The following is a 20,497-nucleotide window of genomic DNA, read 5'->3' as shown; positions in this document are numbered from 1 at the left end:
ATGTTTTCAGGAATTGTTGAAGAAATCGGGATCATACATGAATGTCGCAAAGAAAAAAACAATGTAATTTTGGATATTAAGGCTCTATTTTCCAATGAATTACATATCGATGAAAGTGTTTCACACAATGGTGTCTGTCTTACAGTCATAAAAAAAAATAAATCGACATATCGTGTAGTTGTTGTGGAGGAGACCTTATCAAAAACAAATCTGGGTTCATTAAAAAAAGGAGATCCCGTAAATCTTGAAAGATCATTAAAAGTTTCTGATCGAATCAATGGCCATTTCGTTCAAGGACATGTGGACTGTGTTGCGAAGTTAATACGGATAAAAGAATTAAATGGAAGTCATCTTTTTACTTTCAAACTAAAAAAAAATCAGCAATATCATTTAATTGGTCGCGGGTCCATAGCCATCAATGGCACCAGTCTCACTCTTGCAAATATTCATAAAAATGAATTTGATATTGCTATTATTCCATACACTTATTCCAACACCATCTTTAAACATCTGAAAGAAGGCGATCAAGCTAACATAGAATTTGATTTGTTAGGTAAATATATTTTTTCCTATTTAAAAAATAATGTATTAAAATAAAGTTATTCCTTATTAAAGTTCAGAAACGGGTAGGTTAAATCTCGAAATGAAGGAGTTAATGTATCATCGTCTTCAAATAATATCAAATGCGTTTTATTCAGTACACCCTGTCTTAATGCATATCGGCACAGACATAAGGAAGGTTCAGATGACTGCTTATGTTTCACTACAACCAAATCTACCAAATACAAACGTTCTAATGACATTCTAAAACTTAATTCGGTTTCGAAATGATAAGGAATTACAACACAAACACATCCATCTTGAACTAAATGTCGGTTACAAAAAGAAGCAAAAGAATCAAAATTAAAATGAGTGGCATGTCTTTGCCTTTGTCGCTCAAGATTAGCAGGCAACAAACTAGATTTAAAATAAGGAGGATTACAAATGATTAAATCCACTGGTATTAATTCAGTGAGCAGTTCATTGAAATGGTTATGAACAAATGAAACATGCGTTGCAAAAGGAATCGCAGCTTTGTTTCTAATTGCCAACTCAACAGCTTGATTTGAAATATCGACTCCAAGGATTAGTGCGTCACGGCGATGTTGAGCTAACATAAATGACAGTATTCCTGATCCACAGCCGATGTCAAAGGCAGAAGAAAAAACAAATTGTGAAGCCCAAGCTCCTAATAGAATACTATCTGTGGATGTCTTCATGACACTTTGGTCATGCATCAAATCAAAGTCCCTAAATTTAAAATGATCAATGTCCTTATCATTCATCCTTAGGCCACTTAAGGAACAATATCTGCAAGCGTTCTAATGAGTAATTGTTTAGACGTAAATTGCGATACAATTGCTGTGATACTTACCGGAGTTACATTAAATGCAGTTCCAGAAAAAAGTGCCTGACTTCTTGTAAACATGTCAATGCTGTTCGTACCATCATTCAATATCACGGTTCCAGAATAAGTCGAACCTGATGATTTAGACATATTAACATTAGAAATTTTTACAAGTTGGCCTTCTAAAGCTTCGAATTGATCAATAACTTGTTGAATGGTCAAACTCTTTGGAGTAATGGTTTGACCGATATTTATTAGACTTGAATTTGCCAAGGGAACATTATTAATTTGCAACAAACCATTAAATTCAGACAGCTCCATTCCCTTCACATTTATTTCTATTTCATCACCAAGGTTGTAAGGTTGTGTTGCAGTAAACCTTACAGCAATAGCAGCTCCATTGTCCTGAATATAGATATTTTGAGCTACAATATTCAAAGCGTTTTTTTCTGAAGTGACAATTCCTTTTATTTTGTAATCATTAGCAATATTCAATTTAGTGCCAGAAAACAAACTTCTGATTTCTTGGATCGACTTAAGTTCTACAGTTCCTCCACCTCCAATTACTGTAACATCAGAAAGATTACGCAACAATAATTGATTCGAGGTAAATTGTGATGCTATTGCTACGACGTCAACAGTACTGGTAGGAAATACATCATTAGCAAAAGTTGCTATAGTACCACCAACAGTAAAGGCTGTAAATAAATCAATGACATCCGTATTATCATCTACTTTAACTGTACCACTATAAGTATTCCTGGACGATTTACTCAACTTTGCATTTTTAATGATCACCAATTGACTTTCATAATTTTCAATTGAAGTGTTTAAATTCTTAATACTTACAACTTTTGGAGTAACTGTATTTCCAGAAGAAACTAATTTGGGAGAAGTGATTTTCAAATTATTCAATTGCAACAATCCTTTAAAATCACTCAATTCAATACCAGTAACACTTAACTCCAATTCATCTCCCAAATTGAAACTATGCTTAGCAGTAAATCGTAGAGCTATACCAGCTGTGGCATCCTGAAGAAATAAATTTTGTCCATTTATATTATTTGTAGTCCTATCAGAAATGACGACACCTTTAATTTTATAATTGTCGGAAATATTAATTGTAGTCCCGGAAAATAAATTTCTAATTTCTAAAATACTTTTGGAAACATCTTGACCACCGTTACCTCCACAGGGGTCTTTTGTAAATTGGACATCATTCAAATTACGAATCAACAATTGATTATCTGCATTAAATTTTCCAAAAACCCCAACAATAGTACCATTTTTAACAGGAATTTTATCTCCGGAAAAATCCGCAAAATCGCTGTTGTGCAAGATAATTTTGTTATTGTCGCAAGATGTTAAATCAAGATTTAGAAATGAGCCGCCACCTACTGTTGCAAAGGTTTGATTGGGATTTTTGTCTACAAACTCAACATCATCAAATTGGATCAGAGTACTTAATTCACTAAATCTCAAATCATTAATTCGTTTCACTTTCGGAATAACGGTTTGATTTCTAGGGCCGGCAAAAACAAACTGATTAGCCACTGCATCTTCCAATCCGGAGAGACTTGATCGTCCATTGTTCAAATAAGTTCCTTTACCTAATTGAATAAGTCCGCCGTAATCACCTATCGTTAATCCCTTACATTTCACACCAATTTTCATACCTATGGGGTATGTAGTATAAATACCTGATCGATTAATTTTAAGCTCTATTCCCGCAGTACTGTCTTGAATAACTAAGGTTTTATAAAAATTTCCACTCGCATCATCTGCAATTACTGTGGCAATGATATTCAGTTCATCTGTTATGTCAACAAACTTTCCAGCAACGTATCTATTCTTCAATTCAGCAATGGATGAATTAGCGGTAAATGGAATTGAATCCACTTTAATTGGAGGAGCATCAAAATCATGTTTTATACACGATACTACAATCAATAAGCATAAACTAAAAAATACAATTTGTAATTGTTTCATTATAATAAATTTAAATCTTTTCTAATGAAAGACTTATGTTTAGAAAATAATTAATTCCTTGAAGGTTAAAATATTTATTTGGAAATTGATCTAATTGTTTGTCTTTAAAATCAAAACGATTTTGTTCGAATCCACCTGAAACCAGATTTTTATTGTTGAAAATATTATTTACACTCAAGCTAACACTAGAATAATGTCCTAAAAATCGATAACTTTTAAAAATAAATGCATCTACCACAACAGCAGATGGCAATTTTTCCTGATCATTAATTTTCTTAAAGGTTTCTCCATCACGATCTAGATCTCCTACAGTTTCTGGAATTCTTTTTAAAGGATTAACTTCAACAAAAGATTTATCTAAATAAGAAACATTGATTCCAAAAAATCCATTCCTTTTAAAATTATATTTTAGCCCGGCTGTAATAGCTATCTGGGGTGTACCAGGAATGAAGAAATTCTTTAAATAAATCAAGTGGCTAGCCTCTGCGTTGCTGTATTGATCAAAAAGCAAAAGTGTAGGTCTGTTTGAATAAATATAATCCCCCACCTGACCTGCGAAAGTCAATTCAAATCTTGACGACAAATTGTATTCCATAGCTAGATCAAGACCTACATATCGCTGATCCATATGCGTATAAAAGGCATTTATAAATCCACCATTTGCTAATTCTTGAGCTGTAGCATCTTCCAAAGCCTCATCTAAATAAAAATTCTTGTTTTGCGTTAGATCTTTAATTTCAATTGCGTATCCGCCAAGTTGAATTTTTGCACCAGGACTCCGATAAAAATAATGTAAACTGAATTGGTAGACTGTTGCATTAGTAACATCCTGGATCCTATCAGATCTCCACTGAGGATTAATAAAAATATCCGTAAAAAATGGTGCTTTAGAAGCATATGCTAAATTAGCTAAAATATAATTTCTACCATTTAATTTATAGGTAAGACTGGACTTTATTCCATACTGAATAGCTTTAAAAATTTCAGAACTTCCGGATGAATTCTCGAATATCAAATTCTTATAATCACTCCTTCTCACATCAGATTTATAGCCTCCATCTACTCCAAACATTAAATCCCATTTCTTGAATTTATGTTCCCATTGAGTGAAGATATCGTATCGATAATGCACAGAAGCATAATCATATCCATATCGATCGCCTTCATAAACAATATGATTTAAATTATTTACATTTGGATGTGCCAGGTTTTGATCATCAACAAAATCTTCTTTATCTACAAAAAAATCAGCTCCTAATAAATCAGACATAAGCAAATAATTTTCTTTCATCAAATATTCAATTCTATATCCCAATAGAATTGAATTTCTTGACTTATGCCATTTCAAATTTAAAAAGTGTTCAAGATCAGTGGGATCACTATGTCTTTCATTTAGAAAATAAACGGCCCTTCTGCCAATCACTGAATCATTTCCTCCATTAATATTTCTTACGGTCGTATATTGATTATAATTAGATTGATAAAATTGATCCCAATTTATTTGTCGCACATTGACATTATTTTTCCATTCATAGGTAACCGCAGCCTTTGATGCTGAATCCTGAATGTATGACGGTAATTTTTGATAATAATCTGGTCTAGGATCAGGCGAGTTGGTCCAATCAATGCTAGAATCAGAACGCTTCCCTTTGGTAGCCATTAAACCAAGATTCAATTGAAGTTGGTCTGAAAGTTTAGAAGACAAATTTAAGAAAGCAGTAGGTAATTCTATTTTTGCAATTCTTGAATTTCTTTTTTTACCGGATTGATAGCCCCAATATGAATTGTATAAACGATCGTCGCTTAATTCAAAAACTTCCTTAGTCCCTGGACTGCTTTTTCCTCTTTGCACCGGAGCATTGACCAATAATAATTGAACATCTGTTCGACTATTTATTTTCTTGGATAATCCTATATATGTTCCCCATGCATCGTAAAAAGTTCCGGGAATAAATCCCTCAAAAGCCCATCTTCGATTCGCACCTAGAACTAAGCTGACCTTACTTCGATTAAAATGTTTAACATATTGAGCTCCTAATCTATGCGTATAACTTCTATTCGAAACAGAATAATTCAAACTAAGACCTTTTCTATAGGTTATGGGGTTAAAACTAATCCATTGGTTCAAGCCCAAATCACCAAAGTCATCTTCATTACTATTATACCCCATGATACCATCAGTATAATCTGTCAATTTATTTTGCCCAGAAAATATCTGATATGTGGATTTTCCTTGTTGCAAATCATTTAATAAAAATCCATTAAACCCCAACCTTGACCACTGATCACCAATACCTCTTAATTTCAATCTAAAGATGCCAAATTGAAATGCAGCGGCTTTTTGAATTGGATCATCAGAACTAGTCAATAAACTATAAACATCCGATTCATCGGTATCATCAGATTGATCTAACTCTATAGTGGCTATTTCTTGCTGAATTGTTTTAATAGGTACCAAATTGAATATTCGTTGGGTACCATTTAATTTGTCAATATTTACGTTTTGTTGTAAGGGGTAGTATCCGGATTTACTCAATTTAATACTAAAAGTAGCAGGAAGTTTAGTTTGGTCAATATTAAAATCTCCGGTTTCATTCGTAGTCATCTCAAGTTTGACTTGATCGATTTCAACAGTGACATTGGTTATTGGAGTCGATTTAAAGGCATCAATTACTTGACCCATAAAGACTTGGCCCTCAGCAGTGATAAATAGCAAGCCATTAATGATAAAGAGCAAGATTCGTTTTGGATTCATGTTTATTAGCCTTTCAGCCACAAATTTATTTACTTTGCAGCAGGAATCGTATGATATGAAGAATAAATTTAAATTAATTATTAGGCCATTGTGGATATTACTCCTTTTCTTGATTCCACTGAGCCAATATGGTCAAAAATCAGTCATTGCTGGTGTAGGTTTTTATAATTTAGAAAATTTATTTGACATCGTTAATGATACTTTGACTTTAGATGAAGAATTTACACCTCAAGGTGATAAAAATTGGACTGAAGAAAAATATAGGGACAAACTCGATCGCCTCTCTACAGTGATCAAGGACATAGGCACAGATTATACTCCAGATGGATTGGCCATTTTGGGTGTTTCTGAAATTGAAAACAAAAAAGTATTGGAAGATTTAACTCAAACAGCAAACCTAAAAAACAGATCTTATCAAATCATTCATTACAATTCACCTGATGATCGAGGTGTAGATGTAGCTTTACTCTATCAAAAAAAATATTTTCATGTTGTAGAAAGCAAACCATATAGTATTTTATTGAAATTGGCTAATGGGAATACAAAAAAAACCAGGGACGTGTTGTTGGTAAAAGGCTATCTAGATCAACAATTGGTGTATATTCTAGTCAATCATTGGCCATCCCGTAGAGGTGGTGAAATAATAACTAAACCCTATAGACTACAAACAGCACAGTTAAACAGACATATAGTGGATTCCCTACGATCCATCCATCCTGATGCTAATTATATTATCATGGGAGACCTCAATGACAATCCGGACAATGAAAGCCTCACTGTTGGGATTAAGGCTATTGGGGTTAAAAATAAAGTGGGCAAGGAAGATTTCTACAATCCGTTTTATTGGAATTATGATCGAGGGGAAGGTTCTACTAGTTTTAATGACACTTGGAGTTTATTTGATCAGATTCTCATTTCTGAAAATTTAATACAACAGAATGTAAATCAATTCCAATTCTACAAACATCAGATTTATCGCAAATCATTTATGCTGGAAGCCAGTGGACATTATAAAAATCATCCTAAAAGAACTTTTTCCGGGAATGTATACAACTATGGATATAGTGATCATTTTCCGGTTGTGGTTTATTTGAGCAAAAAAGCGGAATGAACATTTAATCTAAATTATATCTTACAACTTACTATAAATTGATTTCCAATTCCTTTCAAGTTTCTAAATGAATACGTATTTTTATTATTTAAAATATTTAATACAATCACAATAATAAATTTTAAAATTCCTAATATTGACAAATTAACCAAGATGATAATATAAAAAAAGCAATTAGGTACTTTCAATAAATATTCATTATAATAAGGGTCTCCTTTCACCATTAATATTAAACTTTAAAACAAGCTTTAATACTTTTTTTATATATAAATTATCCTAATATAATCTTACCTTTGCGGTAATGAAGCAGGAATCCCAGATTGATATTATGATCCACGTCGTTGCAGTAGCCCTTGTTATGTCATTGGTGGGAATTGCGCTTTTAGCATTCGTACATAGCTTCAGTCTTAGTAAAAAACTTAAAACCCAAACACCTATTTCAATTCAGTTAAATGCTGCATACAATAAGGATTCCTTAAAAACATTATCAGAATGGCTAAAAGCAAAGACACATATCAGTCCTGAATCAGTACAATTGGTAACTAAGGAAGTTGCCTTATCGGAAATGAAAAATGACCCTGATTTTAAAATTAATCTGACCGCAGACGAAAACCCCTTTTTTGATGTTGTGCTTTTTCAATTCAAGACGGGACCAAAACCAACCAATGCCATCAATGAAATTCAGGAATATTTAAAGACTCAATCGATAGTCACTCAACCCATACAACTTTTGGATGTCAACCCGAGTGCAGACCAAAGCATCCAGAATGCTAGTAATGTACTGATATTCACTACTTTAATCTTAACCTTACTCGCATTTCTCATTATAGGTTATTTAGTTAAAATGTATATACTCAGCAAAGATTCATTAATCAGACTCATGTTTAATTTGGGTACACCCATTGAGAAGATCATTAAACCATATATTCGAATCTCTGTAATCCATGGATTGGCTAGTGCCTTTCTCAGCATTGTTTTTGTGGGCTTATCCCTTTTGGTTTTCTTTTATTTAAGTCCTTGGATCTATAATTTACTGGAATTAAAAAATTTTATGCTGGTTATGCTCGTTTTACTCATAATTGGCCCAACTTTGCATGCAATTGTCGTTAGGCGTCATATCAATATTTTATTAAATCAATAAATCATATTAAAAAATGGGAGAAGCAAAATCTAAAAAAACAACTACTGCTCCAGTGACAACCAATATTAAGACCGGACCAAAACCCTCTGAATCAAGCAGTTTTACCAGAAATAATCCAATAAAAGAAGTGACCTATGGCAAGACTCAATTCAAATTTGTCTTTATAGGATTAGGTTTAATAGCATTAGGACTCATTTTGATGTCCGGTGGATGGATGCCATCACCAGATGTTTGGGATGAGAGTATCATATATAGCTCAAGAAGATTAGTATTAGCTCCAATTTGTATATTGGCCGGACTAGCTGTTCAGATCTACGCCATTTTTAAAGTTTGATTTAATAAGGGCTAATCTGATCTTAATTCAAGACCGGACTAAGCGAATTTGTACTTTATAGAGCCTTAACTTTAGGTTAAGTAGGTTTTAGACAAATAAGATAAATTCATTTCAGAATTAACTAAATAAACAACTTGTAACTAAGTCATTCATTGAACACTTAATTATACTTCAACATGGTTCAAAAAATGACGTCATAAAAATCATGAATTATCCCATTTTGACTCTGGAAAATTTAAATCAAATAGATTTTCATGAAGGCGCGGTTATATTAGTTGATAAGCCTTATGAAAGGACGTCTTTCTTCGTAGTAGATAAATTACGCAGAGCCATTCAGACTCGGACCCACATCAAACCAAAAATTGGTCATGCCGGAACTCTTGATCCCTTAGCAACAGGTTTGTTGATATTGTGCACAGGCAAAATGACCAAAAAAATAAGTGATTTTCAAGATTTTGAAAAAACCTATTCAGGTACATTTACGCTAGGTGCAACCACCCCCAGTTTTGATCGGGAAACACCAATAAATCAAGAATTTAATATTGACCTAATAGATCAATCGCTCATTGAATCCATCAGATTATCATTCTTAGGACCACAAGAACTTATTCCGCCAACACATTCTGCTGTCAAGGTAGATGGGAGACGTGCTTATAAATTAGCACGAAAGGGAGAACAAATGGAACTTAAACCCAGAAACATTATCATCCACTCCATAGATATCAATGCTGATTTGTTTCCAATCATACAATTTAAAGTTCAATGCAGTAAGGGAACCTACATCAGATCCATTGCTCATGAATTTGGCAAACGCTTAGGGAGTGGAGCATACCTGTCATCATTGTCTCGTGACCAAATTGGGCCATATTCCTTATCCAAAGCCTGGCATTTTGACGGATTAAAAGAATTACTATACCAAACTGAACACGAATAATCATTTGAATCGTTTTACCTTTGTAAATTGAACTGAATGCTATGTCCATAGTCGTAAATCAAATCACCAAAATTTATGGAACTCAACACGCTGTTGACGAACTCAGTTTCACTGCTCATAAAGGTGAAATACTTGGTTTTCTTGGACCAAATGGTGCCGGAAAAACAACAACTATGAAAATGTTGAGTTGTTATATAAAACCAAGTTCGGGCTCTGCAGAAATATGTGGTTATAATATATTGACGCACCCTTTAGAAGTCAAAAAGCATATTGGATATTTACCGGAAAACAATCCATTATATAAAGACATGTATATCCGGGAATATTTAGAATGTTTTGCACGACTTTCTAAAGTTGAAGGTGTTCAGAAAAGAATTAATGACTTAATAGAACTCACTGGCCTTGGTCCTGAACAAAATAAAACCATTGGATCTGTATCAAAAGGATATCGGCAAAGAGTGGGATTAAGTCAGGCCCTCTTACATAATCCTGAAGTATTGATCCTAGATGAACCAACAAGTGGTCTAGACCCGAATCAATTGGTGGAAATCAGGTCATTGATCCGGAACATAGGAAAAGAGAAAACACTGATTTTTTCTACACATATAATGCAAGAAGTAAAATCACTTTGCGACCGTGTTGTAATTATTAAAAATGGCAAATTAGTCGCTGATGATTCTATTGAAGTCCTTCAAGAAAAATTAGGAGATCGACAAATGGTTACGATTGAATTTTCAACAGAAATCCCTATTTCAACTATAAAATCGCTACCCTATGTACAATTTATAAAACAATCGGGTAAACACCAATTTACGATTTACTCAGATTCAGCTAAAGATCTTCGCGAATTATTATTTCAAACTAGTGTGGCAAATGGATGGGTCATTTACGAAATGAATAAAACAAAAAACAGCATTGAAGATGTATTCAATGTTTTAACCAAACAATAATTATTTAAAAAAGCTAAATAGTTTTTTAAAATAAAAAAAGAAACTTCATGTGGACTATTTATAAAAAAGAAATTTCAGGATATTTCAGTTCGCTTATCGGATATATCGTTATTGCGATATTTATTCTACTTATGGGACTTATGATGTGGGTTTTTCCAGATTACAGTATACTTTACTTTAACTATGCTTCGCTTGACCAATTATTTATTGTGGCTCCTATAATTTTTTTATTCCTAATTCCTGCTATCACTATGCGCTCTTTTGCAGAAGAAATACAAACCGGAACACTTGAGATTCTATTGACCAAACCCATTACTGAAATTGATTTAGTATTAGGGAAGTATTTGGCACATTTAAGTTTAGCAATAATAGCTTTGTTGCCTACATTAATCTATTTTTATTCTGTATATCAATTAGGAGCTCCCCCGGGGAATATAGATACTGGAGCCGTTGTTGGATCCTATATTGGATTGGTTTTTTTAGCCGCTACCTTCGTTGCCATTGGAATATATAGTTCTACGCTATCCAGAAACCAAGTCGTATCTTTTCTTATTTCCATAAGTTTGTGTTTCTTTTTTTATTATGGATTTTATTTTTTTAGTAAGCTTCCTATCTTTTTTGGCATTACAGATGATTTAATACAACTGTTTGGAATTGATGATCATTACACTTCAATCAACCGTGGTAAGATCGACAGTAGGGATCTCATTTATTTTTTCAGCATCATTGGATTTTTTATTTGGTTGACCATTCATGGCATTAAAGAAAGAAATTTTTAACATCATGGAAAAAAGAATACCAGGTTTCTTACAGATTCTATTGATTTTAGGCATAATATTATTTATCAATATTCTATCTCAATATTTCAATACCTATTTAGATTTTACAGAAGAAAAGCGATTTACCTTAACGGAACCCACGAAAAAATTAATTAAAGATGTAAAAAATGTTGTTTACATTCAAGTATTATTAGAAGGAAATTTTCCATCCGGATTCAAACGATTACAACAATCTACCAAAGAAATATTGGATCAATTCAATAGTGAAAATGGTTACATTGAATATGAATTTGAAAATCCAAATGAAGGTACTGTTGATGTTATTAATGCCCGTAGAAAATCCTATAGTGAAGAGGGACTAATTCCAACTAACCTTATGGTTAGATCCGGTTCCGAGAATAAAGAACAATTGATCTATCCGTATGCCATAGTTAAATTGGGCGACCGTAAAATTTCTGTGAACCTATTAGAAAATGCCCCTGATTTAGATCAGGAATCCAATCTTAGTAATTCCATAAGCTTACTGGAATACAAATTAGCAACTGCCATCCAAAAAGTACATTACCCGGAGAAAAAAAATATTTTATTCACCACAGGTCATGGAGAACTTGCAAGAGAACAAACCAAATCTTTAGTTTCATTATTAAATTCATCCTATAACTTAGCTTGGATTAATCTGGATAGCACCTTTATTATAAAACCAGAAATAGATTTACTAATTATTGCCCGTCCTATTATTCCATTCACCGAAAAAAATAAATTTGTACTGGATCAATATGTAATGAATGGTGGAAAAATCATTTGGCTGGTTGATGGATTAAAAATGTCATTGGATAGTTTAAGCACCCGGAATGAATTTATTCCCGAACCTTTAGATTTGAATCTAACAGATTATTTTTTTAAAAATGGAATTCGGATAAATTCAAATCTCGTTTTGGATTTAGAATGCAGCAGAATACCGCAAGTTATTGGAAGAACTGGAGACAAACCCCAGATTGAATTATTTCCATGGTATTACCACCCATTGATTGCCCCCCGTTCCAATCATCCAATAGTGTCAAATATTGATAGAATAAGTCTTGAATTTCCATCAACAATTGATACCCTAAAAACAAAAACGGACATCAAGAAAACCATTTTATTGCAATCTTCACAATATAGCCGATACCAAACTTCGCCTATGAAGGTGGGATTTGAAATGATGCGTTACAAACCTGATCCAGATAAATTTAACAGACCCAATTTATCGATTGGTATATTATTAGAAGGAACGTTCGGTTCTTTATTTGAAAACAGACTTGATGAAGACATGAATAACATACTATCTTCTATCGGCATTCCTTTTAAAACAATTAGTTCTCCAACATCCATGCTTGTTGTTGCAGATGGCGATGTCATCAAAAATTTATATGATAAAGAAACTGGAAAATTTGCACCCATAGGTTATAATAAATATGAAAAAGCCACATTCAATGGCAATAAAGATTTTATACTGAATTCCATTGAATTCATGATTAATCAAAACAACATACTAACAGCGCGAACTAAAGAATTTAAATTACGTATGCTGGACAAAGTAAAAGCCGAAAAAGATAAATTGTATTGGCAGTCTATAAATATAGTTTTACCGATAATTTTAATTGTCATATTTGGTACCATTAACTTTTATTGGCGCAAGAAAAAATTTATTAAATCCTGAATATGAAATCTAAATCAATATTAATACTTGTAGCCTTATTTGGGGTATTAGGTGCTGCCAGCTATTTTGTTATTCAAAATAAAAACACAAAATCAACTATAGATACTTCTGATAGAGCATTTGCAATAAAAGATATAGAATCGGTGCATAAAATATTCATGACCTCCAAAAAGAGCCAATCTATAACTTTAGAAAAAATAAATAATCAATGGATTGTGAATGGCAAATACAAAGCATTTGCCAATCCAATAAAAAATCTATTAGAAGCCATTCAGTATGTGACTATTTTATCGATTCCTCCAAAAGAAGCGTATTCCTATATCATGAATGATCTGGCAACTATTGGATTAAAGGTAGAAATTTATGGACCAAACAACACCCCGTTAAAAACCTATTATATTGGGGGTGTTAATGATGATGAATCCGGGGTATATTTTCTTATGGATAATGCTCGCCAACCCTACACGATGTATATGAACAGGGGAACATCGAATATAAGACATCGATATGAAATTCCTTTGGATGATTGGAGAGATCGATCCTTATTTGCAATTCCAAGTTCTGAAATCGAAGGAATAGATGTACAATTTCCACATGACCCTTTAGCTTCTTTTCGTATTTCAAAAACCGGCAAACAATTTCAGATGTTTGCAAACTTAACAGAAATCAAAACCATTTCATCTAAAAAAATTGAAAGTTATGTGGGGCTATTTGAAACTGTTAATACTGAAGCATTTGAAAATTTAAATGAAAATCGTTCAATGATAAGTTCCATGCTACCTTATTGTCGAATTGGCATCAAACAAAAAGACAAACAAGATTCTCTTATCGTCAGCTTATATCCCATCAATGATAATGTAGACCAACTCGTTGATTTAAGTCCTGAATTTCTAAATCAGAAAAAGTTTTTTCGATTTTTTGCGAACAGAAGTGATGGCGATTTTCTAATATTGCAACATAGTCAGATAGCATCAGTTCTTAAAACTCAACAAGAATTAATGTTGCTTCTGGCCAATTAAGTTTCTTAATCATGAAATTAAATCTAAAAATCGGATTACTGCTTTTATGGTTATCAGTGTCCATGTTTGGATTTATTACAACACCTCATGAAAAACCCACATCGATGGTTTGGGGCTTTTATGCACATAAGATGTTAAATAAATTAGCTGTATTTACACTTCCTGAACAATTGATCGAATTCTATAAAGAACATATTGAATTTATTACAGAACATGCAGTTGACCCGGACAAAAGGCGATATGCTATACGAGGTGAAGCCATAAGGCATTATATAGACTTGGATCATTGGGGCAAAGACGCTATTAAACAATTACCAAGGAACCTTAATGAAGCCATCGTCAATGAAGCCCAATATTATTTAGTAAATGACCAAGATACACTTTTGGTTTTTGACACTTTACAAATTAAAGAAAATCAAAAAGACACTTTTTATTATACAGAACAATTTAAACAACATTTTACAGTTTTTACAAATGGTATTGAAAAAAAATCATTGCTGAAGTGGGTGGAAAAGTGCGCCATGTCCACTTACGATGAGGTTGAATGGATTGTTTCTACAGATTTCTTTTCAGATTTTATCTCAAGTCCTACAAGATCAAATTATAACTTACACATTATAGATAAATATAGTCCACATGGGATACTCCCCTATGCTCTTCCCCAAGTATATCGAAGGCTTGTCAATGCATTTAAAGAAAAAAATATTTCAAAAATAATAAAACTATCCGCAGATATAGGTCATTATATTGGCGATGCTCATGTACCATTACACACTACAAAAAATTACAATGGTCAACTCACCAATCAAGATGGTATTCATGCTTTTTGGGAAAGTAGAATTCCGGAATTATTTGCTGAAACCGAATTTGATTTTATTGTTGGACAAGCAACATATATCGATAATATTTCCGATTATGTTTGGAGAATCATAGAAAAAAGTCATTCCCATGTAGATAGTGTCCTTGCTATTGAAAAACGGATTAGTCAATCCGTTCCTAAAGATCAGCAGTACTGCTATGAACAAAGATTAGGTGCGGTTACTAAATTACCATGTTATGACTATGCCAAACTTTATAATGTTCAGCTAGATAACCAGGTTGAAGAGCGTTTCAGATCTTGTATTTTAGCTATAGGTTCCATTTGGATGTCGGCGTGGACAGATGCAGGTCAGCCGGTACTTAACATTACTGATTTTAAAAATTGGAATCCTGGAGCATTGAATGATAGTCTTTCTGTGAAAACAATTAACAATAATATTCGAATACATGAATAATCATTAGGTATAAAATTAATTTACAATTAATTTTTTTATAATTTGTTGTCCCCCTTTAAGAGTCAGTTTCATAAAATATATTCCAGATACCTCTTGTGAAATGAAGTCACATCTAATATCTGTAGTATTTAAACCATGATATTGGATGGGAATTTCGGTTCCGGATAATGAGAACACTTGTAATTGTTGAATGTGAATGGGTTTTAAAGATTGTATGATAAAAAAATCGAAGCAAGGATTCGGAAATACATTGATATCCAAATTCACATAATCTGAAGTATTTACAATGCAATGAGCCCCTGTAGTCTTAAATTGAGTGATCAAAGGTTTCTGATTAAACAGGTGACACGTTGTTTGAATTCGCAATTCATATTCTGTGCAACTATCCAGATTCATCAACTGAATGAAGGCTGTTTTTGTTGTCCCAAAAAACCAAATTGGATCATATAACCGATGGTATTGATAACTCAATTCATTTATAGATTGACCTCGGTCAACTTCAAACATAACTTCGTTATTCGATATTTTTTTTATAGTTGCTGATAGTATGGGAAGACATTCATCTTCTGAAATATCGACGCAATACTCTTCATATTCACCAAATTCAAGTGATTGAAAACAAGGTGTTGGAGCTTCAATATTATTCTCAGCATATTTAACCATTATTCTCATTCGTGTAATTCCTAATGTAGCATTTGACGGAATCGTAAAAATACAAAGTTCTTCCTTCTTGGATTTTAACCCGGGTTTTAAAATATTTTCTGATGATTCAAATATTCCATTTTGATTAAAATCAATCCAAGCTACCATATGAACTAAGCTTGAATCTTCCAAATAACCAGGTGTAATCATTATGCTATGTTGGATATTCTTATCCAGTTGCCATCTAAAAGGTGTCCCAATAAAATTTCCGTAACCCGAATTATTTCCATTTAAAAATGATTGCTGATCTATGGCTATATGGTCCAACCATTCGAACTCAGCATTAGGTCTATTACGCGTACAATAACCCATAGAAGAACATTGTTCGCATCCCGTAGTTGTTACATTTAATAGTTTAAAATATTCTGTAATCCGATCATTACATATCGAAAAAAATTGAATGTCATACTGATTGCATGGTTGCAATCCTCTAATTCTGATCCTTGGTGTGCTTATGGTAGGAATATAAATAGTATCCCACTTGTTGGAATATTTTGGTCGAATTAAATAACCTATTTTTTGAATAGATGGGTCCAATTGCATTGTGAAACTTGCTTCATTAGATAATGATTCAACCAGTGTTATTTTATTCGGAGCCAAACAACAACCTTTAGTTCTAATTTTTATTGGATTTGAAAATGCTTCTTTCAAGCGATCACAAGATCCTTTAATTCTGAATTCATACTCGGTACAAGATTCTAATCCCTGAATAAGGTATTCCAATCCACTATTCATTCTAAGTTCAATCCAATTCATATTACCCAAAACCCTGTATTGGATGATAACTGGATATTGTGAAGCCAATTGGGCTAAGGAAAACTTAATACTATTGATATCTTCTTCTACATGAAATGGCTGAATCCCCATCAACGAATTAAACAAATTTAAGGCTCCACCGCTTACCGTTTTATTTTTTAGACTTGCTAAAGGTTTTACATTATTCAATAATAAAGATTTTACCTGAAGGGCAGCCTGATTCGGATTTGTAAATCTAAATTGCCCCAGATTATTGCATGGTAAACTATAGAGTAAACCAATGGCCCCAGCCACCTGAGGCGCTGCGGCGCTAGTTCCCGCAAAAGCTTTATAGGCATTGTTTGGAGCAGTAGTAAATACATTTTCACCGTATGCACCCAGATCAATTGAAATATTGCCAAAGGCAGACCGACTATCTTTGATATCAAACCAATTGAGATTAGTCACACCAACTAAATAATCACTTTCGCAAGTAGTAGGCAGGTCACCCAAGACATCAACATCTATATCTAAATTCGCTGTGGCTGCGGCATTTAAAATACCTACAGATCCTAACGAATCATAAATCGCACACCAAATGGGAGCATCCTCAGGTCGCCCATAATTAGAACCCCAAGATGCATTTGTTGCCACTACAAATGCCCCTGCTTTGCCTTTTGATTCATTGTAAGCTTTTCTGGCGATCCAGGGGTATTGATAAGATTCGATAGCATTAGCTTCATCTCCTCCACCTGCGACAAACATTAATTTGACTTGCCAATTGATACCAGTCACTCCCAAAGAATTATTACCTCGGGCCGCAATCAGTCCACAAACCGGAGTGCCATGAATCCCCAAGGCGAAAGAATCATTTTTCAAATAAGTGTTCCATCCGTAATAATCATCAATATATCCATTTAGATCATCATCTATGCTATTATTCGGTATTTCAGCACGATTTAGCCATAAATTATCAAGCAAATCCGGGTGATGAATATCTAGCCCATCATCGATAACACAAACCACTATCGTATCCCCTTCTTCAGTTAGTCCTCCTGTAGTTAAGTCCCAAGCTAAATCTGAATCAAAATCTGCATTAAAGGTACCGCCAGTCAGACCTTCATTGAGATGATGCCATTGGTTGGTAAAAAAATCGTCATCCGGTTGTTTTCTGGAATGCAGGATATGATTTACCTGCACTTGAAGAATTCCTGGCAATTGCTTTAATTCATTCAACAATTCGAATTCATTAATTTTTGTAAAATCAAAATCGATCAGGGCTATATTCCAATCTTTTGATAACATTTTATTTAGATGAACTTGGACATTGCGCCCTCGGGATCTAAGACCATTTTGGAATATAGATTCTAGGTTGCTGCTATGGTCTGCTTGAATAATAAACTGTCCTTGTCTGTATTTAAGTGACTGTGAATTAATACTTAATACATTAAATAAAAAACAAATAATAAAGCTAATGAGAGACCATAATATGGAATAATAGGAATTATTTTTCATGTTATACGCAGCTTTATTTGACACAATATAGGAACCCAATACCTTGAAAATGAGAAATATATTAAATAAAATCGTCATTTATTATGATATTTAATATAATCGTCATATATTAGCACTTAATTTTCAACACTCAACAATTATCGCAACCAAAACTCTCCTTTTATGAAAGAGATTAAAAAACTGTTCTTGTTTTCTGCTTTAGCCTTTATATTCACTAATCTCATTGCCCAACCTTCTGATAGCAAATTAGCTGCCAAATATTTTGAATCTAAAAATTATTCAAAAGCACAATCCAGTTATGAAGCTGAATTGAAACTTCACCCCAATGATTTAGACATCAAACACCGTTTGGCAATTTGTTATACCCATAATAACGAAATAAATCGAGCAATGTCTATATATCAGGAAATATTAAATTCTGACAAAGTTGACCCGGAGATTTATTTTGAATATGGAGAATTATTGAGAAGTCAGGCTGATTTTGCTCAAGCCAAGGTCTATTTTGAAAAATACGCTCAAACCAATCCGGCTATAGGTCAATACTTTGCAGAATCATGTGATTATGCTTTGGAACAATTAACTCAATCTAAAGATTGTAGTTTAGCTAATTTAAATAAAGAAGCCAATCCTAACAATCAAGTGCCCATAGTCTATAACAATGAGATTTATCTCGGCAAAGATCAATTGAGCCAAGCTATGGTGAAATCTGCAGCAGTAGACCCAATCACTATTCCACAGCTAAAAAAAGCAACATCAAATCAAACAAGTGCTTTAGATGAAATCATTAAACATGCCGTGAATAATAAAAGCAATGTTTCTTTTAGCGATGACGGTTCTCTAGTGGCTTTTACAAAATCCAACTCTAACAGTCTGACCGAATTAATCAACTCATCCAACATGACCATCTTTTTTGCTACTGTAGATGCATCGGGAAATTGGTCAGATTTAAATGCTTTTTCTCAGGCAAATTCAAATTATTCATATGGATTTCCTAATCTTTCGAATAATGGTCAAACACTTTACTTTGCATCCAATATGCCCGGAGGAATGGGTGGTTATGATCTATACAAATCTGAAAAAAATGCAGAAGGTATATGGTCAGAAGCTCAAAACCTCGGATCTTTAATTAATACACCCGGTAATGAAATTTGTCCTTTTTTCAAAAAAGGGGATTTGTTTTTTTCAACTGACTGGCATCATGGTTTCGGAGGATTTGATGTGTTTAGAACCACTAACCGTGGTATTGTATGGAGTGACGTAGAGAATCTAGGAACCTGCGTTAATTCTGTAAAAGATGACTACAATTTTATCCTTGATAAAAACAATGATGGACTTTTTACTTCGAATCGAGATGGCAGTAAGAATGCGGAAGACATATACAAAACCTCAAAAGTTGCATTAGCGAATAACCGAATGGATCAACATCCAATCATGAATGGCGATATCGGAATTAAGTCTCCGTTCGAACAATCGATATCTGCACCAGAATTGAGTCAAAAAAACGAAGATGCAAATGTCATAGTATTCGATGATCCCAATCTAAAAATATCCAAGAAGAATCAGGCCAACAAATTATATTTTATCCAGATTACGGCATTGTCTAATTCCAATGAACAAACAATAGAACGGTTTAAAAAGTATGCCAAATATGGTGATGTTTACAAAGTCATGGATAAAGAGGTGATCAAAATACGATTAGGTGCATTCAATAAATTAAATGAAGCCATCACTATATTAAACACCTTAAAGAAAAATGGAATCAAAGATGCCTTCATCGTAGGTGACTTTATTGATAATAGCAGAATGCAAGTCATCGCCAAAGCAAACACTGCAACTGTTGATCAAAAACAACAATTAAACACAGATGAAGAAGGAAAATTTAAAATCAGAGTAGCTGAATATAAGGCTCCGGATTGGTTTGATTCATCCAATTTAAAAGATCTTGGAACCATCGAAAACTGGACCAAAAATGGTTGGACCATCATCATCTTGGGAAGTTTCCAAACAGGTTTTGATGCTGCAGCAACTTTAGATAAAGTAAAAGCCCGTGGTTACAAAGAAGCTTATATTGTTATTGAAGAAGGCGGAAAATTGTTCAGACAATAATTAAATTGTTTAATAGATTAATACAGAGCCCCGAAGTGATTCGGGGCTTTTTTTTTTAGTTTTTATT

The 20,497-nt window shown here is 33.3% G+C and carries 15 protein-coding genes; 11 read left to right on the top strand and 4 right to left on the bottom strand.

Annotated elements, in window-relative coordinates:
• Positions 1-597 carry a riboflavin synthase gene (locus IPK88_13335; protein ID MBK8244406.1) on the top strand — a complete coding sequence of 199 codons (597 nt, stop codon included), beginning with the start codon at positions 1-3 and terminating at the stop codon, positions 595-597.
• Positions 598-599: 2 nt separating this feature from the next.
• On the opposite strand, the gene IPK88_13330 is transcribed toward IPK88_13335, so the two are convergent.
• The 3 genes from IPK88_13330 to IPK88_13320 are packed head-to-tail and all read right to left on the bottom strand — an operon-like array spanning position 600 to position 6,131.
• A complete protein-coding gene (locus IPK88_13330) occupies positions 600-1,325 on the bottom strand; it encodes a methyltransferase (protein ID MBK8244405.1) in 726 nt (241 codons plus the stop codon).
• 11 nt (positions 1,326-1,336) lie between these two features.
• Positions 1,337-3,376: a hypothetical protein gene (locus IPK88_13325; GenBank protein MBK8244404.1), complete on the bottom strand. Its 2,040-nt coding sequence runs from the start codon at positions 3,374-3,376 to the stop codon at positions 1,337-1,339.
• A 10-nt stretch (positions 3,377-3,386) separates the two neighbouring features.
• Positions 3,387-6,131, bottom strand: coding sequence for a TonB-dependent receptor (locus tag IPK88_13320; GenBank protein ID MBK8244403.1), 2,745 nt, complete (start codon positions 6,129-6,131; stop codon positions 3,387-3,389).
• 55 nt (positions 6,132-6,186) lie between these two features.
• Between IPK88_13320 and IPK88_13315 the strand changes: the two genes are divergently transcribed.
• The 9 genes from IPK88_13315 to IPK88_13275 all read left to right on the top strand — a co-directional run bounded on the left by IPK88_13315 (position 6,187) and on the right by IPK88_13275 (position 15,372).
• On the top strand, positions 6,187-7,242 hold the full coding sequence (locus IPK88_13315) for an endonuclease/exonuclease/phosphatase family protein (protein MBK8244402.1): 1,056 nt from the start codon (positions 6,187-6,189) through the stop codon (positions 7,240-7,242).
• A gap of 301 nt (positions 7,243-7,543) precedes the next feature.
• Entirely contained in the window at positions 7,544-8,383 is an 840-nt protein-coding gene (locus IPK88_13310) for a hypothetical protein (GenBank protein ID MBK8244401.1), read from the top strand.
• A gap of 13 nt (positions 8,384-8,396) precedes the next feature.
• Complete coding sequence (locus IPK88_13305) at positions 8,397-8,717, top strand: DUF3098 domain-containing protein (GenBank protein MBK8244400.1); 321 nt, start codon at positions 8,397-8,399, stop codon at positions 8,715-8,717.
• 205 nt (positions 8,718-8,922) lie between these two features.
• Complete coding sequence (gene truB, locus IPK88_13300) at positions 8,923-9,651, top strand: tRNA pseudouridine(55) synthase TruB (protein ID MBK8244399.1); 729 nt, start codon at positions 8,923-8,925, stop codon at positions 9,649-9,651.
• A gap of 41 nt (positions 9,652-9,692) precedes the next feature.
• Complete coding sequence (gene gldA, locus IPK88_13295; protein MBK8244398.1) at positions 9,693-10,601, top strand: gliding motility-associated ABC transporter ATP-binding subunit GldA; 909 nt, start codon at positions 9,693-9,695, stop codon at positions 10,599-10,601.
• A gap of 47 nt (positions 10,602-10,648) precedes the next feature.
• Positions 10,649-11,380, top strand: a complete 732-nt coding sequence (gene gldF / locus IPK88_13290) for a gliding motility-associated ABC transporter permease subunit GldF (GenBank protein MBK8244397.1) — start codon at positions 10,649-10,651, stop codon at positions 11,378-11,380.
• 4 nt (positions 11,381-11,384) lie between these two features.
• A complete protein-coding gene (gene gldG, locus IPK88_13285) occupies positions 11,385-13,079 on the top strand; it encodes a gliding motility-associated ABC transporter substrate-binding protein GldG (protein MBK8244396.1) in 1,695 nt (564 codons plus the stop codon).
• 2 nt (positions 13,080-13,081) lie between these two features.
• Entirely contained in the window at positions 13,082-14,098 is a 1,017-nt protein-coding gene (locus tag IPK88_13280; protein MBK8244395.1) for a hypothetical protein, read from the top strand.
• Between the two features lie 11 nt (positions 14,099-14,109).
• The gene (locus tag IPK88_13275) at positions 14,110-15,372 is read left to right on the top strand and encodes a hypothetical protein (protein MBK8244394.1); all 1,263 of its coding nucleotides are present in this window, start codon (positions 14,110-14,112) and stop codon (positions 15,370-15,372) included.
• A 15-nt stretch (positions 15,373-15,387) separates the two neighbouring features.
• Here IPK88_13275 and IPK88_13270 read toward each other — a convergent pair whose 3' ends face one another.
• Positions 15,388-18,324, bottom strand: a complete 2,937-nt coding sequence (locus IPK88_13270; GenBank protein MBK8244393.1) for a S8 family peptidase — start codon at positions 18,322-18,324, stop codon at positions 15,388-15,390.
• A 162-nt stretch (positions 18,325-18,486) separates the two neighbouring features.
• On the opposite strand from IPK88_13270, the gene IPK88_13265 reads away from it, so the two are divergent.
• The gene (locus IPK88_13265) at positions 18,487-20,430 is read left to right on the top strand and encodes a tetratricopeptide repeat protein (protein ID MBK8244392.1); all 1,944 of its coding nucleotides are present in this window, start codon (positions 18,487-18,489) and stop codon (positions 20,428-20,430) included.
• Positions 20,431-20,497: the final 67 nt, after the last annotated feature.

The organism is Candidatus Defluviibacterium haderslevense (genome assembly GCA_016712225.1).
GTDB classification, from domain to species: Bacteria; Bacteroidota; Bacteroidia; order Chitinophagales; family Saprospiraceae; genus Vicinibacter; species Vicinibacter haderslevensis.
The sequence above is the reverse complement of the archived record's forward strand: the minus strand, read 5'-3'. Positions and strand labels throughout refer to the sequence as shown.